Genomic DNA, 26,372 nt, shown 5'->3' on the forward strand with positions numbered 1-26,372 from the left:
GGAAGCCGCGGACGTGCGATGTCCGTGGGACGTCGGGAACTCTTGGAGGTTAGCGTTCACATTCGTGGACTGTCAAGGTTTCGGGTGCGGCGGTGGACACCCGGGGCGCCCGGCCCGTCGCCGTTGAGGTGCACTGGAACCAGGCCTGCTGCCGCCTAGCCGAAGGACTTTGACGGCCCCGCTCAGCCGGTGGCGGCGCCGGCCTCGATCCAGGCGGCCGGGGCGTCGAGCACCGTCTCCAGGGCACGCAGCGCCCCGCCGGTGGAGGCGGCGGCGATGGTGGCATTCGCGGGGCGCACCGAGACTGGGGCGAAGCTGGCGGAGATCACCCGGCGCTCCAGCTGCTCGGTGATCCCCGGCTCGAGCAGCGGGAAGAGCGGGACGTACCCGGTGCCCAGCGCGACGCTCGCGACGTCGATGAGGTTGACGGCGCCGGCGAGCGCGATGCCCAGCGCCCAGGCCGCGCGGTCGACGGCGGCGCGCGCGCCGGCGTCACGCTCGGCGGCTGCCGCCAGCTCGGTCGCCGTCGTGTCGCTGGGCAGGCCGGCGGCCGCCGCGATCGCCGCGATCCCCGCGTACCGCTCGAGGCAGCCGCGCGAGCCGCAGTGGCAGTCGGGGCCGTCCGGCTCGATCGTCACGTGGCCGAGCTCGCCGGCCCAGCCGCGCTGACCGCCGGCCACCCGGCCGCGTTCGACGACCGCCGAGCCGACCCCGATCCCACCGGAGAGGTAGAGGAAGGTGTCCTCGCCGGCGGGGCACCCGGGGCGGGCCATCGACTGCGCGAAGCCGGCGAGATCGGCCTCGTTGGCGACGTGCAGGCTGGTGTTGCCGGGCAGCACCGCGGGGCCGAGGTGGTCCGCGGGGGCGAGGTCGCGCCAGCCGAGGTTCGGCGCGAGGAGGAGCCGGCCGGCGGCCGTGTCCACCAGGCCCGGCAGGGCGAGGCAGGTGCCGGCCATCGTGAGGCCGGCAGCGGCGGCCTCGGCCAGCAGGCGCCGGCCGAGCGCGCCGAGCAGCGGGAGCACCTCGCCGGGGTCGGAGTCCTCGAAGTTGCCGGCGACCAGGCTCTCGGCGACCACGGTGCCGGCGAGGTCGACGACCCTGCCGGCGACGTAGTCGACGTTGACCTCCAGCCCCATGCCGGCGATGGAGCCGACCGCCGGGGCGAGCGGGACGGCCGGCCGGCCGCGGCGACGGTCGTCGGGCAGCGCCAGCTCGGTGATGAGCCGCGCGGCGAGCAGCTCCTCGGTGAGCCGGGAGACCGTGGACCGGGTCAGTCCGGTGAGCGCGGCGACGCCGGCCCGGGAGATCGGCGCCTCGCTGGCGAAGATGGTGCGGGCGACTACGCCGAGGTTGTGCGAACGTAGGGAGGCCTGCCGCGCCGGTGAGGACTCGACGTCGTCTCTCGGCGAGGCGCCGCCCAGTGCTCCCACGTATGACATGAGGCTTGACCTTACCGTGTCAGATCGTTAAGTTGTACAGAGCAACTAATACTCGACGAGGAGACCCTCATGTCACGCAAGCCTGTTCCCGAAGATCGCTTCTCTTTCGGCCTCTGGACGGTCGGCTGGACCGCCCAGGACCAGTTCGGCGGAGCCTCCCGGCCCGCCCTCGACCCGTGGGAGTACGTCGGCAAGCTCGCTGAGCTGGGCGCGTGGGGCGTGACCTTCCACGACGACGACGTCGTGCCGTTCGGGACCGACGACGCCGAGCGTGACCGCATCCTCGGCCGGTTCAAGCAGGCCGTAGACGAGGCCGGCCTGACCGTCGAGATGGTCACCACCAACACCTTCGGCCACCCGGTCTTCAAGGACGGCGCCTTCACCTCCAACGACCGGGGTATGCGCCGCTTCGCGCTGCGCAAGGTGCTGCGCAACGTCGACCTCGCCGCCGAGCTCGGCGCCGAGACCTTCGTCATGTGGGGCGGGCGTGAGGGGAGCGAGTACGACGGCGCCAAGGACGTCAACGCCGCGCTCGACCGCTACCGCGAGGGTATCGACACCGTCGCTGCCTACATCAAGGACAAGAACTACGGGCTGAAGATCGCCCTCGAGCCCAAGCCGAACGAGCCGCGCGGGGACATCTTCCTGCCCACCGTCGGCCACGCGCTGGGCTTCATCGCCGAGCTCGAGCACGGCGACATCGTCGGTCTCAACCCGGAGACCGGCCATGAGCAGATGGCCGGCCTCAACTACACCCACGGGCTCGCCCAGGCGCTGTGGGCCGAGAAGCTGTTCCACATCGACCTCAACGGCCAGCGGTCCATCAAGTACGACCAGGACCTCGTCTTCGGCCACGGCGACCTGCTGTCGGCGTTCTTCACGGTGGACCTGCTGGAGAACGGCTTCCCGTCCGGCGGCCCGCGCTACACCGGCCCCAAGCACTTCGACTACAAGCCCTCGCGCACCGAGTACATGGACGGGGTCTGGGAGTCGGCCGCCGCCAACATGGCCACCTACCTGCTGCTCGCCGAGAAGGCCCGCGCCTACCGCGAGGACCCCGAGGTCCAGGCGGCGTTCGAGGCCTCCGGCGTGCTCGAGCTCGCCCAGCCGACGCTGGCTGCGGGTGAGACGGTCGCTGACCTTCTCGCCGACCGCTCCTCCTTCGAGGACTACGACGCCGACGTCGCCGCGCAGCGCGACTTCGGCTTCGTGCGCCTCAACCAGCTCGCGATCAACCACCTCATCGGCTAGGAGCACATGATGGGCAGCCTCGTCGCGGGGATCGACTCCTCGACCCAGTCCTGCAAGGTCGTCGTCCGGGACGCCGGCACCGGAGCGTTGCGGCGCTTCGGGCAGGCCAGCCACCCGGCCGGCACGGAGGTCGACCCCGCGGCGTGGTGGGACGCCCTGCAGGTGGCCGTCGGCGCCGCCGGCGGGCTGGCGGACGTGGCGGCGGTGGCCGTCGGTGGGCAGCAGCACGGCATGGTCGCGCTGGACGCCGACGGCGAGGTGATCAGGCCGGCGCTGCTGTGGAACGACACCCGCAGCGCCGGCGCCGCCGAGGACCTGGTGGCCGCCCTCGGCCGGGCGGAGACCGGCGACGAGGCCGACGGGCCGGCGGCGTGGGCGGCGGCGATCGGCTCGGTCCCGGTGGCCTCGCTCACGGTGACCAAGCTGCGCTGGCTCGCCGACCACGAGCCGGAGAACGCAGCTCGTATCGCCGCGGTGGCGCTGCCGCACGACTGGCTCACCTGGCGTCTCAGTGGCGCCACCAGCCTGGACACGCTCGTCACCGACCGGTCGGACGCCTCCGGGACCGGGTACTTCGACACCGCCCGTGGGCAGTACCGCCGCGAGCTGCTCGCGCTCGCGCTGCGCCGCGACGACGTCGACTCGATCGTGCTGCCCCGGGTGCTCGGGCCCGCCGAGCAGGCGGGCACCGGCGACCGGGCCGCGGGCCTGGGGCACCTCGTGCTCGGCCCCGGGGCGGGCGACAACGCCGCCGCGGCGCTCGGGCTCGGCATGGCCCCCGGCGACGTGACAATCTCGATCGGCACCTCCGGCGTCGTCTCCGCGATCTCCGCGAAGCCGGTGGCGGACCCGAGCGGCCTGGTCACCGGGTTCGCCGACGCCACCGGCGCGTTCCTGCCGCTCGCGGTGACGCTCAACGGCTCGCGGGTGCTCGACGCGGCTGCCGCGATGCTCGGCGTCGACCACGCGGGGCTGGCCGAGCTGGCGCTCGCGGCCCGCCCCGGTGCTGCCGGCCTCACCCTGGTGCCCTATCTCGAGGGCGAGCGCACCCCCAACCTGCCGCACGCGACGGGGTCCTTCATCGGGCTGACGCTGGAGTCGATGAGCCGGGAGAACGTGGCGCGCGCAGCCGTCGAGGGCCTGCTGTGCGGACTTGCCGGTGGCCTGGACGCGATGCGCGGCCAGGGCGTACCGGTCGAGCGGATCCGGCTCATCGGTGGCTCGGCCCGGTCCCGCGCGGTGCAGGAGATCGCGCCGACGGTGTTCGGGACCGACGTCCAGGTGCCGGAGCCCGGCGAGTACGTGGCGGACGGCGCTGCCCGGCAGGCTGCCTGGGTGCTCGACGGCACCGACGAGGCGCCGTCGTGGCAGACCTCGAAGGTGCGCACCATGTCGGCACCGCCCGCCCCAGAGGTCCGCGAGCGCTACGCCGCCCGCACCCACCACGTCGTCCCCCGCCCGTCCTGAGCGCCGAGATACGCGACTTCGGCGTCAGCAGGCGCTGTGGCGAGCCCCTGACGCCGAGATGCCCGATCTCGGCGTCAAGGGGCTAGGGGCGTTCGGCGAACTTTTCCAGGAGGGATGAGTCGCCGCTGACGATGATGGTGTCGCCCGGGTTGATCCGGGTCTGGTCGGTGGCGTACTCGAAGGCCTCGCCGGGTGACTTCACGCCGAGCACCGTCACGCCGTAGCGGCCGCGGATCTTCGACTCCCCGATGGTGAAGCCCTGGGTCTCCCGGGGCGGGCGCATCTTGACGATGGTGAACCCGTCCTCCATCTCGATGTAGTCGAGCATCCGGCCGGAGACCATGTGCGCGACCCGCTGCCCGGCGTCGTGCTCGGGGTAGACCACGTGGTGCGCCCCGATGCGGCGCAGGATCCGGCCGTGCTCGGCCGACGTCGCCTTCGCCCAGATCTGCGGTATCTCCATGTCGACGAGGTTCGCGGTGATGAGCACGCTGGCCTCCAGCGACGTCCCGACGCCGACGACGACCACCGGGAAGTCCTGCGCGCCGAGCTGCTCGAGCGCCTCGGGGTTGGTGGCGTCGGCCTGCACGAGCGGCAGCCGGCTGGCCCACTGGGAGACCAGGTCGGCGTCCTTCTCGACGGCGAGCACCTCACGGTCGAGGTCGTCGAGGGTAACCGCGATCGCGGCACCGAACCGGCCCAGGCCGATGACCAGCACCGACCTCGTGTGGGTGTTGCGCTCCGGCATCTGTCCGCCTCTCTCCTCGGGGCCGCGTGGCCGCCGGCTAAGTGTGGCCCCGTCAGCCGATGGTCGGCGACTCTGCGGGCATCCGGATCACCCGTCGGCGCTGGCGCAGGGCGAGCGCGGCGGCGAGCGTGATGGTGCCCAGCCGGCCGGCGAACATCAGCGCCGCGAGGACGTACTTGCCGCTGTCGGGCAGTGAGTCGATGGCGCCGGTGCTCAGCCCGACGGTCGCGAACGCCGAGATCACCTCGAACAGCACCACCTCGAGGTGCAGGTCGGTCAGCGTGAGGAGCAGCAGGGTCGCGACGCCGACGAGCGTGGCCCCGAGGAAGGCGACGGCGACCGCCAGCCGGATCGTCGACGTCGGCACCCGGCGCCCGAACGCCTCGACGTCCCGGTCGCCGCGGGCCTCGGCGATGATCGCCAGCACGAGCACCGCGAAGGTCGTCACCTTGATCCCGCCCGCCGTCGACGCCGAGCCGCCGCCGACGAACATCAGCGCGTCCTGGACGAACCAGGTGGCGTCGGTCATCTCGCTGACCTCGATCGTCGAGAGGCCGGAGGAGCGCGAGTTCACGCCGCTGAGCAGCGAGGCCAGCACCCGGTCTGCCACCGGCAGCCGTCCGAGCGTGGCGGGGTTAGCCCACTCCAGCAGCCCGACGACGAGCGTCCCGCCGACCGCGAGTGCGCCGTAGGTGACCAGCGTCAGCTTGCTGTGCAGCGTGAGCTTCGTGCGGCGCCGCCACCGTTCGGCGAGGTTGAGGATGACCGGGAAGCCGAGCGCCCCGATCGCGCTGCCGAGGATGATCGGCAGGCACATCCACCAGTCGCCGACGAACGGCGCCAGCCCGCCCTCGAGGACGACGAAGCCGGCGTTGTTGAAGATCGACAGCGCCATGAAGGTGCCGTGCCACAGCGCCGCACCGAAGGACTCGCCGAGCGCGAGGAACCGCGGCACGAGCACGAGCATGAGCACGAGCTCGACGACGAGCGAGGCCGCCACGACCAGCCGGACCAGCGTGCCGACCTCGCCGAGCTTGGTCGTCTTGGTCTCCGACGCCGCGAGCATCCGCTGGGTGAGGCCGATCCGGCGGGACACCGCGAGGCCGAGGATCGAGGCGAGCGTCATGACGCCCAGGCCGCCGATCTTGACACCGACGATGATGACGGCCTGGCCGAACCCGGACCAGTAGGTCGCGGTGGAGACGGTGGTCAGCCCGGTGACGCACACCGCGGAGACGGCCGTGAACAACGCGTCCACGAACGGTGCCCGGACCCCGCTGACCGTCGCGGCCGGCAGTGAAAGAAGCGCCGTGACGACCCCGATGATGCCGGCGAACACGACGAGCGCGAGCCGGGCGGGGGACCGGCGGGCGAGGTGGTCGACGAAGTCGCGGCCGGCGCGCATCACGCGCGGCAGCAGCGAGACAGGTGGCGGCGCGGTCGTCATGAAGACGTCCGGTCGGCGCGGGGCATGGCCACGGGCACACGATGCCAGAGATGACGCCGCGCTACCGTGAGCCATGCCCAACGTCCCCCTCCTGCCGTGGAGCGAGGAGCTCCTCGAGTACAACTTCGGGGCCGGTCACCCGATGGCGCCGATCCGGCTGATGCTCACCCACGCCCTCGTCCGGGACCTGGGGATCCTCGACCGGCTCCACGTCGAGCCGGTGGTGAGCGCGACGACGGCGGAGCTGCTGCGGGCCCACGAGACGCAGTACGTCGCTGCCGTGCGCGCGGCAGGCGCCGGCCGCCCGGCACCGGAGTTCGGCCTCGACGAGGCGGACAACCCGATCTTCGAGGGGATGCACGAGGCGGCCGCCAGGATCGCCGGCTCCACGCTGGCGGCGGCCACCGCGGTGTGGCGCGGGGACGCGCCGCGCGCGCTGAGCCTGGCCGGCGGCATGCACCACGCGATGCCGCGGCGGGCGTCGGGCTTCTGCGTCTACAACGACCTCAGCGTGGCGATCGCCGCGCTGCTCGCCGACGGCGCCACCCGGGTGGCCTACGTCGACCTCGACGCGCACCACGGCGACGGCGTGGAGCGGGCGTTCTGGGACGACGAGCGGGTGCTGACCATCTCGGTGCACCAGCACCCCGGGTCGCTGTTCCCCGGCACCGGGTACGCCCAGGACATCGGCTCGTCCGCCGCTCGTGGCCGAGCCGTCAACGTGCCGCTCGCGCCGGGCACCTCGGGCGGTCCGTGGCTGCGCGTGCTCGACGCCGTCGTCGAGCCGCTGCTGCGCGAGTTCCAGCCGCAGGTCCTCGTCACCCAGCACGGCAGCGACAGTCACCGCCGCGACCCGCTCGCCGAGCTGGACGTCTCGGTGGACGCCCAGCGGCGCGCGGCGCTCCTCATGGCTGAGCTGGCCGACCGGTACGCCGGCGGTCGGTGGGTGGCGACCGGTGGCGGCGGCTACGAGGTCGTCGAGGTCGTGCCTCGGGTGTGGGCGCACCTGGCGGCGGTCGTGGCGGGCGAGCCGATCCCTCCGCAGGCGGCGGTGCCGGAGTCCTGGCGGAGGCTCGTCCACGACCTCGCGGCGGTCGAGGCACCGCTGACGATGACCGACGGCGAGGACGGCAGCTTCGTGCCGTGGTCCGCCGGTTACGACCCGGACGACGACGTCGACCGTGCGATCATGGCGACCCGGAACGCGGTCTTCCCCTGGCACGGCCTGGATCCGCTCGACCGCTGAGGCGCGAGATTCGTTTCCCAAACCGTGACGGAGGCTCTAGAGTTCGTGGCAATGCCCTCACGGGCGGGACGAGACAGGGGCAGGTGGACATGAGCGTGCAGCAGCCGCCGCGGTTCCTCACGGTTGCCGAGGTTGCGGATCTCCTGCGCGTCTCGAAGATGACCGTCTACCGCATGGTGCACGCCGGGGACATCCCCGCGGTGCGCGTGGGCCGTTCTTTCCGGGTTCCCCAGCAGGTGGTCGACGAGCTGTTGACCGCCGGCAGCGGCGACTGGAGCCCGGAGAGCCAGGCCCGCTGAGGCCTTTTGTCACGGTCTGTGGGCGCGAGCCCGCCGTGAGGCGCTAGACTGGGCGATCTGCGTGTAGTCCCGTGCTGCGCGCCTGTTCCGTTCCGGCTCACCAGCACTGCGAGGACCCATGGGCTCTGTCATCAAGAAGCGCCGCAAGCGCATGTCGAAGAAGAAGCACCGCAAGCTGCTTCGCAAGACGCGCCACCAGCGACGTAACAAGAAGTGAGCTCGGCTCACCACTGACATTCCCAGGCCCGGCATCTTGCCGGGCCTGGTGTGTTTCAGCGGCCGCCGACGCGCCGCCAGGCAGCGCGGACGACGGCGGTCGCCGCCCACACCGCGCCGGCCCAGCTCGCTCCTCGCACCCCGGTGCGGACGCCGCGGCCGACGTCGCGGCGACGCCGCCGGAAGTCGCGCACCGGCCAGCCCACGTCCACGGCGTGCAGCCGTAGCCGCGGCTCGGGGTTGATGGCGCACGGGTGTCCCACGCTGGACAGCAGCGGGATGTCGTTGACCGAGTCTCCGTAGGCGTGGCTGGCGGCGAGGTGGATGCCCCGTCGCCGCGCGAGGTCGAGCACCCGGATCTTCTTGCCCTCGCCGTGGAGCATGCTTCCTTCGAGCCGGCCGGTGTAGACGCCGTCCTCGGACTCGGCCGTCGTGCCCAGCGCGCCGGTGACGCCCAGGCGGCGGGCGATGAGGTCGGCGATCTCGGTGGGGGTGGCGGTGATCAGCCAGACCTCGTTCCCCGCCGCCAGGTGCCCGTCGATGAGTGCGCGGGCACCGGGGAAGATCTTGTTCGCCAGGACCTGGTCGTAGACGTCCTCGCCGATCGAGACCACCTCCGCCACCGTGTGGCCGTGCATGATCCGCAGCGCCCGGCCCCGGACGGCGTTGATGCGTCGGACGTCCTCGCCCAGCAGCAGGTACGCCACCGAGTGGGCGCCGAAGAAGGCGATGTCGCGCAGCCCGAAGAAGTCGCGCCGGTAGAGCTCGCGGGCGAGGTGGTAGGCGCTGGCGCCGCGGATGATGGTGTTGTCGACGTCGAAGAACGCCGCTACCGGGGCGGGCTCACCGGAGGGGCCGCCGTCAGGCTCGCGAGTCGCAGGCACGTGGTCAGCCTACGGGCACCGGCGCGCGTGGGGGCGCCGTACGCTGGGCCGATGAGCGAGACTCGAGCGGTGCTCTACGGCCGGGCCGGCTGCCACCTGTGCGACGTCGCCCGGGAGGTCGTCGCCGAGGAGACCCGGCTCGCCGGCACCGGGTTCACCGAGATCGACGTGGACACCGACCCGCAGCTGCAGGCCCGCTACGGCGAGTACGTCCCGGTGGTCACCGTCGATGACGTCACCCAGGGGTACTGGCAGATCGACCGCGCCCGGCTGCGGGCGGCGCTCCGCGGGTGAGGCGCGCCGCCGGGGCCGACTGGCGGCCCGACGTCCGGCCCGGAACGACGACGTCCGCCGTCGGCCACCCGGTGGGCGGCGACGGCGGACGTCGGGAGGAAGGGGGCGATCAGGCCTGCGCCGGCTCCTCGGCGGGGACCATCGCGGAGATCTCGAGCGAGATGCGGATCTTGTCGCCGACGAGCACGCCACCGGCCTCGAGCGCGGCGTTCCAGGTCAGCCCGAACTCCTTGCGGGAGATGTCGGTGGTCGCGGAGAAGCCGACGCGGGTGACGCCGAACGCGTCCACGGCGCCGCCGTTGAACTCGGTCGCGAGCTTGACCGGCTTGGTGACGCCGTTGATGGTCATGTCACCGTTGACGGTGAACTCCTCGCCGGAGCCCTCGACGCCGGTGGTGACGAAGGTCCAGGTCGGCTTGTTCTCGGCGTCCCAGAAGTCGGCGCTGCGGAGGTGGCCGTCGCGGTTCGCGTCGTTGGTGCTGACGGACGCGGACTGGATGGTGACGTCGACCGTGGAGTCGGCGAAGTTCTCGGCGACGACGACCTGGCCGGCGAAGTCGGTGAACTGGCCGCGGACCTTGGAGATGCCGGCGTGCCGGACGGTGAAGCCGACCTCGGAGTGCGAGGAGTCGATGACGTAGGTGCCGGGGGTGGGAGTGCTCATGGGGGTCCTCCAGGAGTTGAACGATCACTTGACTCTTCAACTATAGACCCGGGGGTCCGGTGTCGCAAGTGCGGGTGGAGTGGCGCACGTCATAGCCGCGTGGTGCTGCGGAGCCGTGGCCCGGCCGCGAGGACGTGGTTCGCAGACGCCGGCCAATTTGCGACACTGGGGTCATGTCACGAACCACCGTGCACCTGCTCCGTCACGGCGAGGTCCACAACCCTGGCGGCGTCCTCTACGGCCGGCTGCCGGGGTACCGGCTCTCCGACCGTGGCCGGCTGATGGCCGAACGGGTCGCCCAGGTGCTCCACGACGGCGGGCACGACGTCCGCGCGGTCGTCGCCTCACCGCTGCAGCGCGCGCAGGAGACGGCAGCGCCGACCGCCGCCGCCTTCGGCCTGCCCGTGGACACCGACGAGCGCCTCATCGAGGCCGGCAACTCCTTCGAGGGCACCACGGTGGGCAGCGAGCGCAGCAAGCTCGCCAGCCCGCGCTACTGGCCCCGCTACATCAACCCGGCCCGGCCGAGCTGGGGCGAGCCCTACCGCGAGCAGGTGGCCCGGATGACCGCCGCCGTCGCCGACGTCCGCCGGCGGGTCGACGGTCAGGACGGCGCCGAGGTGCTGCTCGTCAGCCACCAGCTGCCGATCTGGGTCACCCGGCTGTTCCTCGAGCGCCGCCCGCTGTGGCACGACCCGCGCCGGCGTCAGTGCACCCTCGCCTCGCTCACCTCGCTCACCTTCGACGGCTCCCGGCTCGTCGGCCTCGGCTACTGGGAGCCCGCGGCCGACCTGCTCGAGGGGGCCCGCGACCTGCTCCCCGGCGCCTCCGCCGCGCAGGTGCCCCAGCCCGCACCGCCCGCGCAGGAGCCGGCGTGACGGCCCTGACCGCACCCCGGGGCACCGCGCCCGCCGGGGCCCGACGGCGGCTGGTCCGCGCCGCCGCGGCACTGGCCACCGCCGTCCTCGTGCTGGCCGGCTGCGCCGCCACCAGCACGCCCGAGCAGACCGCCGGCTCGGGCTACCAGGCCGGTGACGGCTCGTGGACCACCTGGGAGGGCGAGGAGCGCACCGGGCCGGTCGAGCTCGTCGGCACCACCTTCGACGACGCCGAGATCGACCTCGCCGACTGGCGCGGCGACGTCGTCGTCCTCAACTTCTGGTACGCGGCCTGCCCGCCGTGCCGTGCCGAGGCGCCCGACCTCGCGGCGATCCACGCCGACTACGCCGGCGCCGGGCTGCAGATGCTCGGCGTCAACCCGCGCGACGACGCCGGCACCGCGCAGGCCTTCGAGCGCAGCTTCGAGGTGCCCTACCCGAGCCTCGAGGACCAGGACGCCCGCGCGGTCGCCGCGATGCAGGGGCTGGTCCCCCTCCAGGCGATGCCGACGACGGTCGTCGTCGACGCCGACGGCCGGGTCGCCGGCCGGATCCTCGGCCAGATCGACCCCGGCGTGCTGCGCGGCATGATCGACGACGTCCTCGCCGAGGCCGCCTGATGTCCTGGTCCGAGCTCGGCGAGCTCTTCCGGTCGACGGTGCTCAGCGGACCGATGATCGCCGCGCTGGCGGTCGCGTTCCTCGCCGGCGCCGTCTCCTTCGCCTCCCCCTGCGTGCTGCCGCTCGTGCCGGGCTACCTCGGCTACCTCGGCGGGATGTCCGGCACGCTCGGCCAGGCGCCGGTGCGCCGGGCCCGCAGCGGCGGTGCGTCCCTCGCCGTCAGCGCCGACTCGGCGGCCGCGACCGCCACCCGCGTCGCGGCAGCCCCCGCGCGCGGCCGGACAACGACCGGCACCGGTCGCCTGCTCGCCGGCGTGCTGCTGTTCGTCGCCGGCTTCAGCGCGGTGTTCGTGCTCCTCGGGGTGGTGTTCGGGTGGATGGGCCTCGCCCTGGCGCCCTGGGTGGACGTCATCACCCGGGTGATGGGGGTCGTCGTCATCCTCATGGGGCTGGCCTTCATGGGGTTCGTGCCGTTCCTCCAGCGCGACCGGCGGCTGCACCTGAGCCCGCGTGCGGGCCTGTGGGGAGCTCCCGCGCTCGGCATCGTGTTCGGCCTCGGCTGGGCGCCGTGCATCGGCCCGACGCTGTCGGCGGTGCTCCTGCTCTCCCTCGACGGCGGCAGCGCCGGCCGCGGCGGGATGCTCGCGCTGGCCTACTGCGCCGGTCTCGGGCTGCCGTTCGTCCTCATCGCGCTCGCCTACGCCCGCTCGACGCGCGCCATCGACTTCCTGCGCCGCCACCGGCTGACGATCATGCGGGTCGGCGGCGGGCTCCTCGTCGTCGTCGGGCTGGCGCTGGTCACCGGCCTGTGGGGCGTCTTCACCGGCTGGGTGCAGGGCCTGGTCGCCAACTTCTCGACGGTGGTGTGATGGCCTACCGCCCGGAGGGCCTGCGGACCGGGCTCGACGAGGAGACGCCCGCGCCGCAACCGGTCGGCATCGGCTGGCGCGGCTGGCTGCGCTGGGTGTGGCGGCAGCTGACCTCGATGCGGGTCGCGCTCTTCCTCCTCATGATGCTGGCGCTCGCGGCCCTCCCCGGCGCGTTCTTCCCGCAGCTGCCGCAGGACCCGGCCGCCGTCGCCCAGTACCACCTCGACCAGCCCACGATCGCCCCCTGGCTCCAGCGGCTGGGCCTGTTTGACGTCTACGGCGCGCCATGGTTCGCGGCGGTCTACCTGCTGCTGTTCATCTCGCTCATCGGGTGCATCCTGCCGCGCACGACGGCCCACCTGACGGCGCTCCGCGCGGCGCCGTCGCGGGTGCCGAGGCGGCTGGGGCGCTTCCCGGCCCACGCCGAGGTCACCACCGACGCGTCCCGGCAGGACACTCTCGCCGCGGTGCGCCGCGTGCTCCGGCGCCGGTTCCGGGTCGCCGAGACCCCTGACGGCATCAGCGCCGAGCGCGGCTACCTGCGCGAGACCGGCAACATCGTCTTCCACCTCTCGCTGGTCGGGATCCTCGTCGCGCTGGGTGCCGGGCAGATGCTCAGCTACCGCGGCCAGGCCGTCGTCGTCGAGGACCGCGGCTTCGCCAACGCGCTCGTCGACTACGACTCCTTCACCCCCGGCAGCCGGTTCGAGGTCGACGACCTCCGGCCGTTCTCGCTGCGGCTGGACGAGTTCACGTCGGAGTTCACCTGGGACGCCCAGGCGCGGGACTTCGCGGCCCACGTGACCATCACCGAGTCCGACGGCACCACGAGGGACGACGTCATCCGCGTCAACTACCCGATCGACGTCGAGGGCGCCAACGTCTACCTCACCGGCAACGGCTTCGCCCCGGTGCTCACCGTGCACGACGCCGAAGGTGAGCTGGCCTTCTCCCAGCCGGTGCCCTTCCTGCCCGAGGACGACATGTACACCTCGCGCGGCGTGCTCAAGGTGCCCGACGTCTCGGCGGGGCTCGAGCAGCTGGGGTTCGTCGGCTACCTGCTGCCCAGCGCCGTCATCGACGACGACGGCGACGCGATCCGCTCGGTCCACCCGCAGCCCAACGCCCCGCTGCTCGTGCTCGAGCTCTACACCGGCGACCTCGGTCTCGACGACGGCGTGCCGCAGAACGTCTACCAGCTCGACACCGACCGGATGGACCAGGTGATGGACGGGGACCGGCCGGTGATGATCGCCATCGAGCCCGGCCAGGAGGCCGAGCTGCCGGGCGGGCTCGGCACGCTCGCCTTCGAGGAGCTGCCCCGGTTCGTCGCCGTCGACGTGCGCTACGACCCCTCGCTGACCGCGCTGCTCATCTTCGCGCTTGCCGCCATCGCCGGCCTGACCGGCTCGCTGTTCGTGCCGCGCCGCCGGCTGTGGGTCAAGCTCGGCGAGGACGAGGCAGGACGTACAGTTGTCGAGGTCGCGGCTCTCGCGCGCGGCGAGGACCCCGGTCTGCAGGACGAGGTCGGCCGCGTCGTCGCCGCGGTGGCCACCACCGGCGCGACCCCGACCTCGGGCGACCGAGCTGAGGACGCAGATCCCGCGCCGGCCGTCGCCGGGGCACCCCGAGGGACCGGGGACCGAACAGTGGAGGACGAGGACAGATGAACGATCTCGGTCAGCTGAGCACCGTGTTGATCTACGCGGCGATGGCCGCCTACGCGGTGGCGATGGTCGCCTTCGGGATCGACCTCACCCGGCTGCGTGACGGCGGGCCGACGGACCGGCCGCGCAAGGCCGTCGGCGTCGCGATGACGACGACGACGCTCGGCGCCGCGCTCCACCTCGTCGGTGTCGTGCTGCGGGGCGTGGCTGCCGGCCGGGTGCCGTGGGCCAACATGTACGAGTTCTCGATCGTGTTCACCCTGGTGGCGGTGCTCACCTTCCTCGGCATCCAGCGCTGGCGCGACATGCGGTTCCTCGGCGCGTTCGTCATCACGCCGACCCTCCTCGGGCTCGGCCTGGCCGTGGCGGTGTTCTACCTCGATGCCGACGGCGTGCGCCCGGCGCTCGACAACTACTGGCTGATCATCCACGTCTCGGTGGCGACGCTCGCCGTCGGGATCCTCTCGGTGGCGGCTGCTATCTCGGTCGTTCAGCTGATCAAGGAGCGCGGCGAGATCGCGGCCCGGGCCGAGGCCCCGGCAGGCGCTGACGCGGTCGAGGGCGCCGCCGCGTCCGCCTCGCTCGAGTCCGCCGGGACGACGACGACCACCCGCGTGGCCGCGCCCGTCGGGGGCTCCGGTGGTGGCGGCTTCTGGCGGCGGTTCGCCGCGACGCTGCCGGGCTCGGTGGAGCTCGAGCGGCTCGCCTACCGGCTCAACGCCATTGGCTTCCTGCTGTGGACCTTCACCGTGGTGGCCGGCGCCATCTGGGCCGAGCATGCCTGGGGCCGGCCGTGGGGCTGGGACCCCAAGGAGGTCTGGAGCTTCGTCATCTGGGTGGCCTACGCCGCCTACCTGCACGCTCGGGCGACCCGCGGCTGGGACGGCCGCAAGGCCGCCTACTTCTGCCTCGCCGGCTTCGCGCTGATCCTCGGCAACTACTTCATCGTCAACCTGCTGCTCGACACCGAGCACGGCTACGCCTTCTGACCCACGCCTCCGCCTGGTGCCCAGGGCTGCTGGGGTCAGGGGCGGGCGCTGGGCCCGGGGTTGGCGTGGGGGCCGCTGTCGTGGCCGTCGTCCGGCTCGTCGGGGTCCGCCGAGCCCTCGGTGTCGTCGTCCGCGGCCGCCGGGTCGCTGGTCGGGCCGGCGGGGTCGGGGGCCGGCGCCGGGGGAGTGAGGTCGAGGCTGGCGAGGAAGTCCGGGTCGTCGTCGGGGGCGACCGGCCGCATCCGCGGCGGCCGGCTGGGGCGGGCCGGCCGCTGGTAGCCGGCGGAGCTGCTGCGGTAGACCGTGCCACCCTCGCGCGCGGTCTGCCGGCTCGCCCGGCTGACGACGAGCCAGGTGATCGGTCCGATCGCCGGGAACAGCACGATGAGGAGGAGCCACACCCCCTTGGGGAGCGCCACCGGCATGTCGGAGTCGTCGTTGCGGACGCAGTCGACGAGCGCATAGATCGTCAACGCCAGGATGAGGATGAACGGGAGGTAGCGCATCCCCCCTAGCCTAAGCGTTGCCGCCGCGGCGGGCCCCCACCGCTGCACGCGTAGGCTGACGGGGTGCCCGTCCTCATCTACACGCTGCTCCGGATCGCGATGTTCGTCGCGGTCTACCTGGTCCTCGGCTTCGTAGGGTTCCGCGGCTGGCTGCTCATCGTGGTGGCGGTGGTCGTCGCCGCGCTGCTGTCCTTCCTCCTGCTGCCCCGCCACGCCAACGCCGCGGCCGGGGTGATCGCTGACCGGGTCGGCGACCGGCCCAGTCGCATCGACCAGTCCATCGAGGTGGACCAGGACGTCGAGGACGCCATCCTCGACGGCGAGCCCCGCCGGCCCGACGAGCCCGACCAACCGCGCTCGGCCTGAGCCGCCTGGCCCGGTCGGCGCAGCGTCAGATGAGCAGCCCGACGCCGAGCAGCACCCCGTAGCCGAGCTCGAGCAGGCCGGTGTCCCGCAGCACGACGATGAGGTCGCGGCCGGCGGCGCCACCGACGACGCGACGCGAGAGCCGCACCACCGCCGGGACGAGCAGCAGCGTGAGCAGCGCCCACGGGTGCGCCACCGCCAGGAGCGCGGCGAGCACGAGCGGCACCACGACCATCGCCACGTAGGCCCGCCGGGCAGTGGCGTCGCCCAGCCGCACCGCCAGCGTCCGCTTGCCGACGAGCGAGTCGGTCGGGATGTCACGGATGTTGTTGACCATGAGCAGTGCGCAGGCGATGAGGCCGATCCCCACCGCACCGGCCACCGCCGCCCACGACAGGTGCAGCGCCTGGGTGTAGGTCGTGCCGAGGGTGGCCATCAGCCCGAAGAACAGGAAGACCCCGACCTCCCCGAGGCCGAGATAGCCGTAGGGCGTCCGGCCTCCGGTGTAGAACCAGGCGGCGACGATCGCCACCGCGCCCAGTGCGAGCAGCCACCACTGGCCGGTGACCGCGCACAGCACGAGGCCGAGGACCCCGGCGACGGCGAAGCTCGCCACCGCCGCGATCTTGACGGTGCCCGGCCGAGCGGCGCCGGAGCCGGTGAGCCGCGGGGGTCCGGTGCGGACGTCGTCGGTGCCCCGGACGCCGTCGGAGTAGTCGTTGGCGAAGTTCACCCCCACCTGCAGCGACAGCGCGACCCCGGCGGCGAGCAGCGCGCGCGGCACCGAGCCGGAGCCCAGTGCGTAGGCCGCGCCGGTCCCGACGAGGACCGGCGCGGCGGCCGCCGGCAGGGTGCGGATCCGGGCGCCTTCGACCCAGGCGGCGAGCGTGGCCATGGAACTCCTTGCGAATGACGGAAGCGCTCAGGATATCGGCGTCCCGGGGTCGCGCCGTCACGGCCGCCGGCGCAGCCTCCGTCAGGGCCGCCGGCGCGGGGTCAGGTCAGGCGGTCGGTCCCCGGGGAGCCGGCCGCGAGCCGCTGCCGCGCGAGCTCGGCCACCGCGCGCCGGTCGACCTTGCCGGGGCCGCGCATCGGCAGCTCGGCGACGGCGACGACGGCGCGTGGCGCCTGCGCCCGACCGAGCCGCGCCCCGATCCGGTCCCGCAGCTCGGCCAGCGGCGGCGGCGGACCGGTGACCACGACGGTCACCAACGACCCCCAGTGGTCGTCGGGCACCCCCACGACCACCGCCTGGGCCAGCGCCGGGTCCTCGTGCACCACCCGGGCCACCGCCCCGGCGTCGACGTTGAGGCCGCCGCTGAGGATGACGTCGTCGAGCCGGCCGAGCACGGTGAGGGCGCCGTCGTCGAGCGCGCCACGGTCAGCGGTGCGCAACCACCGCCGGCCGTCGCGGACGGCGAACGCCTGCGCGGTGGCGTCGGCGTCGTCGAGGTAGCCGCGGGCGAGCACCGGCCCCGCCAGCCAGACACGCTGCTCGTCGTCGACCTCGACGTCGACACCGCGCAGCGGCACGCCGTCGTAGACGCAGCCGCCGGAGGTCTCGGTCATGCCGTACGTCGTCACGACGCGCACCCCGGCGGCGCGAGCCTGGTCGAGCAGCGCCGCCGGGGTGCCGGCGCCGCCGACGAGCACCGCGCCGAAGCGGCTGACCGCGGCCAACGTCTCGGGCCCGGCAGCCATCACCCGGGCCAGCTGCGTGGGCACCAGCGAGACGTAGGTGGGCACGTCGTCGCGCATCGAGCGGGCGGCGGCGGCCAGCGCCTCCGGCCGGAACCCGTCGGCGGCGTCGAGCACCACCGGCTCGGTGCCGGCGACGACGGACCGCAGCAGCACCTGCAGGCCGGCAACGTGGTGGGCGGGCAGGCAGGCGAGCCACTGCCCGGGCCCGCCGAGCCGCTCGTGGGTGGCCTCGGCCGAGGCGACCACGGCGGCGGCGTCCAGTGCCACCCGCTGGCCGGTGCCGGTGGTCGACCCGGAGGTCGAGACGACGACGGCGACCTCGGGCGGCACCGTCCCCGCGGCTGGTCGCGGCGGGGACGCCGGGTCCACCGGCAGCACCGCCGGGCCGTCGCCGGTGAGCCGGTCACGGAGCGCCGTCAGCAGCGCGGCGACGTCGTTGGGCCGCGTGCCGCCGGGAACGGCCAGCGGCGTGGATGGGCGTGGCGGGGTCATCACCCCAGGCTAGGCGCCGGCCGCGCTATCGTGTCGGCGGGTGCGGGCGCTCCGTGTCCTGGCGCGAAGGAGACGACGATGCGACGACGCCGACCGCGTACCGGCTGGGCCGCGGTCCTCCTGGGATCGCTGGCACTCGTCGGGTGCACGAGCACCGAGGCGCCCGAGCCCGAGCCGGCGACCACCACCGAGACGCCGTCGCCGACCCCGACCCCGACCCCGGAACCGGTCCGCTGGCCGCTCACCGGCCTCGGGACCGACGCACCCGCGCAGACGCCGGCGCTGGCGGTCAAGGTCGAGAACACCGCGATGGCCCGGCCGCAGGCCGGCCTCGAGGACGCCGACATCGTGTGGGAGGAGATGGTCGAGGGCGGCATCACGCGCTTCAACGCCGTCTTCCACTCCCGGCTGCCCGAGACCGTCGGGCCGATCCGGTCGGTGCGGCCGATGGACGTGGCCATCGTGGCGCCGCTCGGCGGGCCGCAGGTCATCTCCGGCGGGCAGCAGCTCTTCCTCGACGAGCTCACCGCCGCCGGGGTGCAGCTGATCTCCAACGACGCCGGCGACGCCGGCTTCGTCCGCAGCCCTGACCGCCGGGCGCCGCACAACCTCTACGGCACCCCGCAGGTGTTCCTCGAGCAGGCCGAGAGCTCCGAGCCGCCGGCCGAGCAGTTCGAGTTCGCCGTCGACCCAGACGAGGCCACCGCAGTGACGGCTGGGGAGCCGGCAGCGGCGCTGCGGGTGGACTTCCCGGCCGCGTCACCGGGGTGGGCGTGGGACGACGACGCCGGCTGGCTGCGCGACGAGGCCGGGACGCCGTCGCTGTCCGCGGCCGGTGAGCAGCTGTGGGCGACGAACGTTGTCGTGCTGCGGGTCGAGATCGTGGCGTCGGCGGGTCGGGACCAGTCGGGCGACCCCGTCCCGGAGACGGTGCTGACCGGCGACGGCGAGGCACTTGTCGCTACCGGCGGGCAGGTCGTCGAGGCCGGCTGGCGCAAGGAGGCACCGGCGGACCCGGTCACGCTGACCACCGAGGACGGCAGCCCGGTGCTGCTCGCGGCAGGCACCACCTGGGTCGAGCTCGTGCCGGTCGACCGTGGTGGCGTGACGGTCGAGCCGTAGCCGCCGGCCCCGCGCTCGTGCGTGGGGATGAGGGCATGGTCCTCCCATCGGGGGAGGCCGGCGCCGGATATTGGGTGCGCAGGGCTGATGTGGTCGGTGCCGGCTGCGAGGCATCCTTGAGTCATGACCGCGCTGCAGGCTCTGCGCCGGCCTCCTGTGTGGAGCGGGAACCGGGCTGTCGGCGGTGCGGTCGTAGTAACAGCCGTCAGCGATCTAGTCGCAGGGCGGTAGCGAGTACGGGACGGGGGGCCGTACCCGCGGTAGTGGGGTGGAGGCCCGCGCGCTGCGGGGGCGGCCAGGCGGTCGCCCTCGTGGCGCGCGGGATGGAGGGCCCGCAGCGCACGCGGGCGGCCGCCAAAGTCTTGGCCTCGCCGCACGATCTCTCAGCTGGTTGCGACAGCGTCGTCGCGCCTCAGTAGTAGTAGGGGAACCCGCTCCAGTCCGGCTCCCGGCGCTCGAGGAACGCGTCGCGTCCCTCGACCGCTTCGTCGGTCATGTAGGCGAGGCGGGTGGCCTCGCCGGCGAACACCTGCTGGCCCGCGAGCCCGTCGTCGACGAGGTTGAAGGCGTACTTGAGCATCCGGATCGCCTGCGGCGACTTCGTCGCGATGATCCGGGCGTACTCCAGCGCGGCGGTCTCGAGGTCGCCGTGGTCGACGACGTCGTTGACCACGCCCCACCGTTCGGCGTCGTCCGCGGAGTACTCCCGGGCGAGGAAGAAGATCTCCCGGGCCCGCTTGTCGCCGGCCTGCCGCGCCAGCAGCCCCGAGCCGTAACCGGCGTCGAAGGATCCGACGTTGGCGTCGGTCTGCATGAATCGGGCGTGCTGCCGCGAGGCGATGGACAGGTCGCACACGACGTTGAGCGAGTGGCCGCCGCCGGCCGCCCAGCCGCTGACCGCGGCGATGACGACCTTCGGCATCGTCCGGATGAGGCGCTGCACCTCGAGGATGTGCAGCCGGCCGGCGCGGGCCGGGTCGATCTGCTCCCGGCGCTGGTCGCGGTCGGCCAGGGCGTCGGCCTCCGGGCTCTCGTAGCGGTAGCCGTCACGGCCGCGGATCCGCTGGTCCCCGCCGGAGCAGAATGCCCAGCCGCCGTCCTTGGGGCTGGGGCCGTTGCCGGTGAGGATGACCGCGGCGACGGCCGACGTCATCCGGGCATGGTCCAGCGCCCGGTAGAGCTCGTCGACGGTGTGCGGTCGGAAGGCGTTGCGCACCTCGGGCCGGTCGAAGCCGATCCGCACTACCGGCAGGTCCGTCGACCCGCCGGCCGGGTCGGTGGCGACCCCGCGGTGGTAGGTGAGGTCGGTGAAGTCGAACCCGGACACCTGCCGCCAGCGGCTGGGGTCGAAGGGCTGGGCCTGCTCGGCGATGTGCTCGGTCATGGTGGTCACCCTAGTTCGCGACCGCCGGCCGGGGCGGGCACGGGGTGCCCGGTCGGCGCGGCATGATGGGCACCGTCATCCGTCCGTACCGAAAGGGGGCCCGGTGCCCGCGCCGCCCCGGCAGGACCTCGTCGCCGCTGAGCTCGTCGCGGTGATCACCGCTGTCCACGGCGGGGTCCCGCTCGTCCTCACGACCGCCGACGGCCGGCAGCTGCCCGCGGGCCCGCTGCAGGCCGAGCACCGGTCGCTGCAGACGGGGATGCGCTCCTGGGTCGCCCGGCAGACCGGCTACGAGCTCGGCTACATCGAGCAGCTCTACACCTTCGCCGGCTGGGACCGCGGCCCGGTGCCGCTGCTCGAGGTCTCCTACCTCGGGCTCACCGCCCATCCGATCGCCACCGACGGCTGGCGCAGCTGGACGGAGTACTTCCCGTGGGAAGACGGCCGCGAGGGAGGAACCATCGTCGACGACGTCATCGCGCCAGCGCTGGAGCAGTGGGCGGCGGCCGACGGTGTCGCGCAGGCCGAGCGACGCCGGCAGCGGTGCGCCGTCACCTTCGGGCTCGACGGCAACCCCTGGCTGCCGGGCATGACCCTGCAGCGCTACGAGCTGCTCTACGAGGCCGGGCTGGTGCCCGAGGCCCGCGACGGCGAGCCGGGCCCGGTCCCCGGCGCGGCCATGGCCCACGACCACCGCCGCATCCTCGCCACCGGGATCGGCCGGCTGCGCGCGAAGATCCAGTACCGGCCGCTCGCCTTCGAGCTGCTGCCGGCGGAGTTCACCCTCGGCCGGCTGCAGGGCACCGTCGAGGCTGTCGCCGGCCAGCTCGTGCACAAGCAGAACTTCCGGCGGCTGATCGAGCAGCAGGACCTCGTCGAGGAGACCGGCGAGCTGGACGCGACGACCGGCGGTCGTCCTGCCAAGCTGTTCCGGTTCCGGCGCGAGGTCATCGACGAGCGCGACGCCGCGGGCACCAAGCTGCCCATCGCCCGGTCGCGCTGACCACCACCTATCCTGGGGACCGTGCCCGCCTCCGCCCGTCTCGCCGCGCTGCCGGCACCGGCCGTCTACCAGGCGTCGCTGACGACGCGCTTCCGCGGCATCGAGGTTCGCGACGGCGTGCTGCTCCACGGCGCCGCCGGCTGGGGCGAGTTCTCCCCGTTCTGGGACTACGACGACGCCGAGTGCGTGCCGTGGCTGCGCGCCGCGCTCGAGGCCGCCGAGCTCGGCTGGCCGCCGGCCGTCCGCGACAGCGTCCCGGTCAACGCCACCGTCCCCGCCGTCGGGCCGGCACACGCGGTGCAGATCGTCGTCGAGAGCGACGGCTGCCGGACCGCCAAGGTCAAGGTCGCCGAGCCGGGCCAGACCCTCGCCGACGAGCAGGCCCGGCTCGAGGCGGTGCGCGGCGCGCTCGGCCCCGGCGGGCGGATCCGCATCGATGCCAACGGCGCCTGGGACCTCGACACCGCGCTGGCCCGGCTGCCGGTCCTCGACCGCGCCGCCGGCGGCCTGGAGTACGCCGAGCAGCCGTGCGCGAGCGTCGCCGACCTCGCCGCGCTGCGCCGCACCCTCGACATCCCGATCGCCGCCGACGAGTCCATCCGTCGTGCCGCCGACCCCCTCGCGGTGCGACGCGCCGAGGCGGCCGACGTCGTCGTCCTCAAGGTGCAGCCGCTCGGCGGGGTCCGTGCCTGCCTCGCGCTCGCCGAGGAGGTCGGCCTGCCCGTCGTCGTGTCTTCCGCGCTGGAGTCCTCGGTGGGCATCGCCGCCGGGGTCGCGCTCGCGGCCGCGCTGCCCGAGCTGCCCTACGCCTGCGGCCTGGGCACGGTGCGGCTGCTGACGGCCGACACCGCCCCGGCACCCCTCGTGCCCTGCGGCGGCACGCTGCCGGTGACCACCGCGGCGCCCACCCCCGACAGCCTCGCCGCGGTCGCCGCACCGCCCGAGGTCCGCGACCGCTGGCTGCGGCGGCTGCACGACGTCGCCGCCCGTACGGAGGCCACCGCATGACGACGCCCGAACCCCCCGCGACCCTGCTGGCCCGCCGGATGATCACCGAGCTGCGCGCCGGCGGGGTGCGCCACGTGGTCCTCGCACCGGGCTCACGAAGTGCTCCGCTGGCCTACGCGCTCGCCGCGGCCGCCGACGCCGGCTGGCTGCGGCTGCACGTGCGCATCGACGAGCGCGTCGCCGGCTTCGTCGCACTCGGGCTGGCCCGTGCCGCCCGCGAGCCGGTCGCGGTCGTCACCACCTCCGGCACCGCCGTCGCCAACCTGCACCCCGCGGTGCTCGAGGCGTCCCACAGCGGCGTCCCGCTCATCCTCGTCACCGCCGACCGGCCGCACGAGATGCGGTCGACCGGCGCCAACCAGACCACCGACCAGGTAGGGATCTTCGGTCGCGCGTGCCGCTGGCAGGCCGACGTCCCCGCCGGCACCGAGCCGGACGCCGTCGCCCAGGTGGTGGTCCGGGCGCTCGCCGCGGCGACCGGGGCGCGCTCCGGCGACCCGGGCCCGGTCCACCTCGACGTCGCGCTGCGTGACCCGCTGGTGCCCGCCGCGTCGTGGCAGCCGGGCCCGCCCCCCGCACCTCGGCTGGTCGCCACCCACCGGCCGCCGCCCGCCGCGGTCGACGTCCCCGCCGGTGGTCGCGTCGTCGTCGTCGCCGGGGACGGCGCCGGCCCGGAGGCCGCGCGGCTCGCCGAGGCGGGCGGCTGGCCGCTGCTCGCCGAGCCGAGCTCCGGTGCCCGGCACGGCGCCGCCGTCGTCGACGCCTACCGCACCGTGCTCGCCCGGCTCGGCGGGCAGGTCGAGCGGGTGCTCGTCCTCGGCCACCCGACGCTGTCGCGACCGGTCAGCGCGCTGCTCGCCCGCGAGGACGTCGAGATCACCGTGGTCGCGCCGACCGGCGCGGTGTGGCCGGACGTCGCGGGCAACGCGCGGCAGGTGGTGGGCGGGATCCGGGTGGTGCCCGGCGCGAGCGACGGCTCCTGGCTGTGGCGCTGGGTCGACGCCGGCCGGGTGGCCGCCGGGGTGATCACGGAGCACGCCGCGGCGACCTTCGACGGGCTGACCGTGGCCCGGCTGGTCGCGGCCGCACCCGCGCCGGAGGTACTCGTCGTCGGCTCGTCGATGGCCATCCGGGACCTCGACCTCGCCGCGCCGGCCTGGCCGTCCCCGTCGCCGGACGTCGTCGCCAACCGCGGGCTCGCCGGGATCGACGGCACGATCGCCACGGCGACCGGGATCGCGCTGGCCCGGCGGATGCCCGTGCGCGCCGTCATCGGCGACCTCACCTTCCTGCATGACGCCGGCGGGCTGCTGCGAGGGGACCTCGAGGAGGAGGTGGACCTGCAGGTCGTCGTGCTCAACGACCACGGCGGCACTATCTTCGCCACCCTCGAGCACGGCGCCCCCGAGCGGGCCGCCACCTTCGAGCGGGTCTTCGGCACCCCGCAGCACGCCGACCTCGGTGCCCTCAGTGCCGGCTACGGCGCGGCGCACCGGCTGGTGCGGACCGCCGTCGAGCTCGAGGTGGCCCTCGCCGAGCCGATCACCGGCCGCAGCGTGGTCGAGGTGGTGCTCGACCACCGCGACGTACGCGAGGTGCGCGCCGCGCTGAGCGAGCGGATCCAGGCGCAGCTGACGGGGGCCGACGGCTGACAGCCGGGGCTGCGGGCCGGCTCGAGGTGGTCGGCATGCGGATCCGGCCACGCTGCCGGCGACACGCGCACGACACGCCGCTGCTGAGGAGGGAATCAGCCGATTCCTCGGCACCGTGCGGCCGGATCCGGACGGGCGTCGGCCGGAATGGGAACGGCCTCCCGTCGCTCGGTGAGCGAGGGAGGCCGTCCGCACTGCCGGTGCTAGCGGATCACAGCCCGTCGGTGACGCACGGCGAGCAGCGAGCCGCCGCCGGCGAGCGCCGTGCCGGCCAGCGCGAGCAGGCCGAACAGCTGGCCCGCGGACAGGCCGGTCTGGCTCAGCGTCGCACGCTCGGGGGTGGCGGCTCCGGAGACCGCACCGGTGGGAGCCGGGTCGTCGGACGTCCCGGGGCCTGCGCCGGCGCCGGCGTCCTCGTCGGCGGTGGTGTCCTCGCCCGCACCGTCCTCGACATCGGGCGTCGGGCCGCCGGGCACGTCGTCGTCCTCACCATCGGTGCCGGCGACCACGCTGACCGCCGCGGACGGGGCCGAGACCGGTGAAGCCCCCACCTCGTTGACCGCGGTGACGGTGGCGGTGTACTCGCCGGCCGGCAGCTCGGTGAAGGTGTGGGACAGCACGTCGCCGGCCAGCTCGACCGGCGCGCCGCCGTTGAGCGACACCTGGTAGCCGGTGATGGCCGAGCCGTTGTCCGCCGGAGCGGTCCACGAGACGGTGACGTCGCTGCCGGCGGCGGCGATGGTGGGCGCCGCCGGAGCGGTCGGCGCGGTGGCGTCGGCGGCGAAGAACGTCTCCACCTGCGCGATGGCCTCGTTGGCGAAGGCGTACTGGGTGGCCAGCTGGTCCGGGTCGGTGGTGTACCCGGGCAGCTCGTTGACGAACCACCACTCGGTCATGTACTCCCGGGGCCCGCCGTCGGCGTTCTCGCCGATCCAGCCGCGGGTGACCGGTGCCGCTGCGCCGTCGGCGACGTTGTCGCGGTCGTACTGCAGCAGGAACGGCACCTGGAGCTTCGGGGCGTTCTCCAGCGGCACGCTGGTGTCCCCGCCCGGGTGGTAAGCGACCTGGTGGTTCGCGTTGGGGCTGTCGAGCTGGTACTGCGTCTCGAGGTTCGGCAGGTAGGTCGAGACCAGGTCGCCGTAGAGGTGGGCCAGCGGGCTGCGGGTGTCACGGATGTGCAGGCCGTTGCCGGAGAGGCCGTCGAGGCGCAGGTCGAAGTTGTAGACCACGGGGACGTCGTGCGCGGCGGCCTGCTGGTTGATCTCCTTGACCACCGCCCGGGTGTTGTGGCACCACGTGCCACCGAAGAAGATGACGTACTCGCCGTCGCTCTGAAGGATGTTGACGAGCTCGGGATAGGTGAGCTGCTGGATGCGGAAGTCGGCGTCCTCCGGGCCGAGGATGTCCCCGCCGTAGTTCGGGTCGCCACGGTAGGCCGAGGCGTGCCGCGAGTTGTACTGGGTGCGGTAGAAGTCGAAGAGGCTGATGGTCGAGACGTCGACCGTGGCGTCGGAGCCCTCACCGGTGGCAACGGAGCCGAAGACGTCGGCGACCTCGGCCCGGTAGGCGTCCACCGCGGCCGGGTCGGAGAGGTCGGTCGCGCTCACCGTGCCGCCGAGGGCGGCAACGATCCGGTCCTCAGCGCCGTCGGCGGTGTGGGAGCGGTCGTAGATGACGAGGTAGGGCGCGGCGTCGGCGTCGGCGAACGACGTCTCGGTGTCCTTGTCGAGGTAGTTGGTCACGAGGTTGGTCCACAGCGCGCCCACCTCCTCGATCGGGGAGGTCCGGATGTCCACGTCCGCGCCGTCGAGCCGCGGGTCGAAGTTGTAGATCGTGTCGACGCCGTAGTCCTGCGCCACCGCGTCGATGTGGTCGATCGTCGCCTGGGTGGTCGGGTCGGCGGGGCCGCCGATGAGGAAGGCGTAGGTGCCGTCGCTGTCGAGCAGGTACTCGAACCGCTCGTAGGTGACCGTCTCGAAGACGCTGCCCTCGCGCAACGAGGGGTAGACGTCGTGGTGGTAGTCGACGGCGTCGGAACCGATGCCGGGCGCGGCGGTGGCCGTGGCGGGCAGGGCGACCGCCAGCCCGATGCCCAGGGCAAGGGTCGCCGCGGTGGCGACCGCGCGCCGGGGTGCTGGTGGAACGTTCATTCGTCAGTTC

Annotated in this window: 26 protein-coding genes; 16 read left to right on the plus strand and 10 right to left on the minus strand. The window is 73.7% G+C overall.

The window, feature by feature from the left end:
* Positions 1-182 precede the first annotated feature (182 nt).
* Positions 183-1,439, minus strand: coding sequence for an ROK family transcriptional regulator (locus V2J52_RS07040; protein WP_331226958.1), 1,257 nt, complete (start codon positions 1,437-1,439; stop codon positions 183-185).
* 69 nt (positions 1,440-1,508) lie between these two features.
* Between V2J52_RS07040 and xylA the strand changes: the two genes are divergently transcribed.
* Both xylA and xylB read left to right on the plus strand, forming a co-directional pair.
* The gene (gene xylA, locus V2J52_RS07045) at positions 1,509-2,690 is read left to right on the plus strand and encodes a xylose isomerase (RefSeq protein WP_331226959.1); all 1,182 of its coding nucleotides are present in this window, start codon (positions 1,509-1,511) and stop codon (positions 2,688-2,690) included.
* Between the two features lie 9 nt (positions 2,691-2,699).
* Entirely contained in the window at positions 2,700-4,157 is a 1,458-nt protein-coding gene (gene xylB, locus V2J52_RS07050) for a xylulokinase (protein WP_331226960.1), read from the plus strand.
* An 82-nt stretch (positions 4,158-4,239) separates the two neighbouring features.
* Here xylB and V2J52_RS07055 read toward each other — a convergent pair whose 3' ends face one another.
* Together V2J52_RS07055 and V2J52_RS07060 are read right to left on the minus strand one after the other, a co-directional pair.
* Positions 4,240-4,905, minus strand: coding sequence for a potassium channel family protein (locus V2J52_RS07055; RefSeq protein WP_331226961.1), 666 nt, complete (start codon positions 4,903-4,905; stop codon positions 4,240-4,242).
* A 52-nt stretch (positions 4,906-4,957) separates the two neighbouring features.
* Entirely contained in the window at positions 4,958-6,352 is a 1,395-nt protein-coding gene (locus tag V2J52_RS07060) for a TrkH family potassium uptake protein (RefSeq protein ID WP_331226962.1), read from the minus strand.
* 73 nt (positions 6,353-6,425) lie between these two features.
* On the opposite strand from V2J52_RS07060, the gene V2J52_RS07065 reads away from it, so the two are divergent.
* The 3 genes from V2J52_RS07065 (at position 6,426) to V2J52_RS07075 (ending at position 8,114) form a co-directional block, all read left to right on the plus strand.
* On the plus strand, positions 6,426-7,598 hold the full coding sequence (locus V2J52_RS07065) for an acetoin utilization protein AcuC (RefSeq protein ID WP_331226963.1): 1,173 nt from the start codon (positions 6,426-6,428) through the stop codon (positions 7,596-7,598).
* An 89-nt stretch (positions 7,599-7,687) separates the two neighbouring features.
* On the plus strand, positions 7,688-7,897 hold the full coding sequence (locus V2J52_RS07070) for a helix-turn-helix domain-containing protein (protein WP_331226964.1): 210 nt from the start codon (positions 7,688-7,690) through the stop codon (positions 7,895-7,897).
* A gap of 118 nt (positions 7,898-8,015) precedes the next feature.
* A complete protein-coding gene (locus tag V2J52_RS07075; protein ID WP_005504750.1) occupies positions 8,016-8,114 on the plus strand; it encodes a 30S ribosomal protein bS22 in 99 nt (32 codons plus the stop codon).
* A gap of 55 nt (positions 8,115-8,169) precedes the next feature.
* On the opposite strand, the gene V2J52_RS07080 is transcribed toward V2J52_RS07075, so the two are convergent.
* Positions 8,170-8,997 carry an HAD family hydrolase gene (locus V2J52_RS07080; protein WP_331226965.1) on the minus strand — a complete coding sequence of 276 codons (828 nt, stop codon included), beginning with the start codon at positions 8,995-8,997 and terminating at the stop codon, positions 8,170-8,172.
* Between the two features lie 51 nt (positions 8,998-9,048).
* Here V2J52_RS07080 and V2J52_RS07085 point away from each other — a divergent pair, with 51 nt between their 5' ends.
* A complete protein-coding gene (locus V2J52_RS07085; RefSeq protein ID WP_331226966.1) occupies positions 9,049-9,291 on the plus strand; it encodes a glutaredoxin family protein in 243 nt (80 codons plus the stop codon).
* A gap of 109 nt (positions 9,292-9,400) precedes the next feature.
* Here the strand turns inward: V2J52_RS07085 and V2J52_RS07090 are convergent, their stop codons facing one another.
* Positions 9,401-9,955 carry a YceI family protein gene (locus V2J52_RS07090; RefSeq protein ID WP_331226967.1) on the minus strand — a complete coding sequence of 185 codons (555 nt, stop codon included), beginning with the start codon at positions 9,953-9,955 and terminating at the stop codon, positions 9,401-9,403.
* A 173-nt stretch (positions 9,956-10,128) separates the two neighbouring features.
* On the opposite strand from V2J52_RS07090, the gene V2J52_RS07095 reads away from it, so the two are divergent.
* From V2J52_RS07095 to ccsB, 5 genes are read left to right on the plus strand one after another with little or no spacing between them, the layout of a single operon-like run.
* Entirely contained in the window at positions 10,129-10,833 is a 705-nt protein-coding gene (locus V2J52_RS07095) for a histidine phosphatase family protein (protein ID WP_331226968.1), read from the plus strand.
* Positions 10,830-11,453, plus strand: a complete 624-nt coding sequence (locus V2J52_RS07100; protein WP_331226969.1) for a TlpA family protein disulfide reductase — start codon at positions 10,830-10,832, stop codon at positions 11,451-11,453. Before V2J52_RS07095 ends, V2J52_RS07100 begins: the two co-directional genes overlap by 4 nt.
* Before the next feature lie 53 nt (positions 11,454-11,506).
* Entirely contained in the window at positions 11,507-12,322 is an 816-nt protein-coding gene (locus V2J52_RS07105) for a cytochrome c biogenesis CcdA family protein (RefSeq protein WP_434056393.1), read from the plus strand.
* The gene (gene resB / locus V2J52_RS07110) at positions 12,322-13,992 is read left to right on the plus strand and encodes a cytochrome c biogenesis protein ResB (RefSeq protein WP_331226971.1); all 1,671 of its coding nucleotides are present in this window, start codon (positions 12,322-12,324) and stop codon (positions 13,990-13,992) included. The genes V2J52_RS07105 and resB overlap by 1 nt, the downstream gene beginning before the upstream one ends.
* Entirely contained in the window at positions 13,989-14,978 is a 990-nt protein-coding gene (ccsB, locus tag V2J52_RS07115) for a c-type cytochrome biogenesis protein CcsB (RefSeq protein ID WP_331226972.1), read from the plus strand. The genes resB and ccsB overlap by 4 nt, the downstream gene beginning before the upstream one ends.
* 35 nt (positions 14,979-15,013) lie before the next feature.
* On the opposite strand, the gene V2J52_RS07120 is transcribed toward ccsB, so the two are convergent.
* A complete protein-coding gene (locus V2J52_RS07120) occupies positions 15,014-15,484 on the minus strand; it encodes a PLD nuclease N-terminal domain-containing protein (RefSeq protein WP_331226973.1) in 471 nt (156 codons plus the stop codon).
* A gap of 63 nt (positions 15,485-15,547) precedes the next feature.
* Here V2J52_RS07120 and V2J52_RS07125 point away from each other — a divergent pair, with 63 nt between their 5' ends.
* Entirely contained in the window at positions 15,548-15,850 is a 303-nt protein-coding gene (locus tag V2J52_RS07125; protein WP_331226974.1) for a DUF4229 domain-containing protein, read from the plus strand.
* Positions 15,851-15,875: 25 nt separating this feature from the next.
* Here V2J52_RS07125 and V2J52_RS07130 read toward each other — a convergent pair whose 3' ends face one another.
* Positions 15,876-16,745 (minus strand): 1,4-dihydroxy-2-naphthoate polyprenyltransferase, encoded by an 870-nt coding sequence (locus V2J52_RS07130; RefSeq protein WP_331226975.1) that lies wholly within the window; start codon positions 16,743-16,745, stop codon positions 15,876-15,878.
* A 101-nt stretch (positions 16,746-16,846) separates the two neighbouring features.
* Positions 16,847-18,043: an o-succinylbenzoate--CoA ligase gene (gene menE, locus V2J52_RS07135; protein WP_331226976.1), complete on the minus strand. Its 1,197-nt coding sequence runs from the start codon at positions 18,041-18,043 to the stop codon at positions 16,847-16,849.
* 78 nt (positions 18,044-18,121) lie between these two features.
* Here menE and V2J52_RS07140 point away from each other — a divergent pair, with 78 nt between their 5' ends.
* On the plus strand, positions 18,122-19,165 hold the full coding sequence (locus tag V2J52_RS07140; RefSeq protein WP_331226977.1) for a DUF3048 domain-containing protein: 1,044 nt from the start codon (positions 18,122-18,124) through the stop codon (positions 19,163-19,165).
* A 412-nt stretch (positions 19,166-19,577) separates the two neighbouring features.
* On the opposite strand, the gene V2J52_RS07145 is transcribed toward V2J52_RS07140, so the two are convergent.
* Positions 19,578-20,549: a 1,4-dihydroxy-2-naphthoyl-CoA synthase gene (locus tag V2J52_RS07145; protein WP_331226978.1), complete on the minus strand. Its 972-nt coding sequence runs from the start codon at positions 20,547-20,549 to the stop codon at positions 19,578-19,580.
* 103 nt (positions 20,550-20,652) lie between these two features.
* Between V2J52_RS07145 and V2J52_RS07150 the strand changes: the two genes are divergently transcribed.
* Genes V2J52_RS07150 through menD form a run of 3 tightly spaced genes read left to right on the plus strand, consistent with a single transcriptional unit; the run spans position 20,653 to position 24,212 of the window.
* A complete protein-coding gene (locus tag V2J52_RS07150; RefSeq protein ID WP_331226979.1) occupies positions 20,653-21,552 on the plus strand; it encodes an NUDIX hydrolase in 900 nt (299 codons plus the stop codon).
* A 21-nt stretch (positions 21,553-21,573) separates the two neighbouring features.
* A complete protein-coding gene (locus tag V2J52_RS07155; RefSeq protein ID WP_331226980.1) occupies positions 21,574-22,560 on the plus strand; it encodes an o-succinylbenzoate synthase in 987 nt (328 codons plus the stop codon).
* Positions 22,557-24,212, plus strand: a complete 1,656-nt coding sequence (gene menD / locus V2J52_RS07160) for a 2-succinyl-5-enolpyruvyl-6-hydroxy-3-cyclohexene-1-carboxylic-acid synthase (RefSeq protein WP_331226981.1) — start codon at positions 22,557-22,559, stop codon at positions 24,210-24,212. The genes V2J52_RS07155 and menD overlap by 4 nt, the downstream gene beginning before the upstream one ends.
* Positions 24,213-24,415: 203 nt before the next feature.
* On the opposite strand, the gene V2J52_RS07165 is transcribed toward menD, so the two are convergent.
* A complete protein-coding gene (locus V2J52_RS07165; protein ID WP_331226982.1) occupies positions 24,416-26,362 on the minus strand; it encodes a fibronectin type III domain-containing protein in 1,947 nt (648 codons plus the stop codon).
* Positions 26,363-26,372 lie beyond the last annotated feature (10 nt).

Source organism: Georgenia sunbinii (assembly GCF_036421875.1).
GTDB lineage: Bacteria > Actinomycetota > Actinomycetes > Actinomycetales > Actinomycetaceae > Georgenia_B > Georgenia_B sunbinii.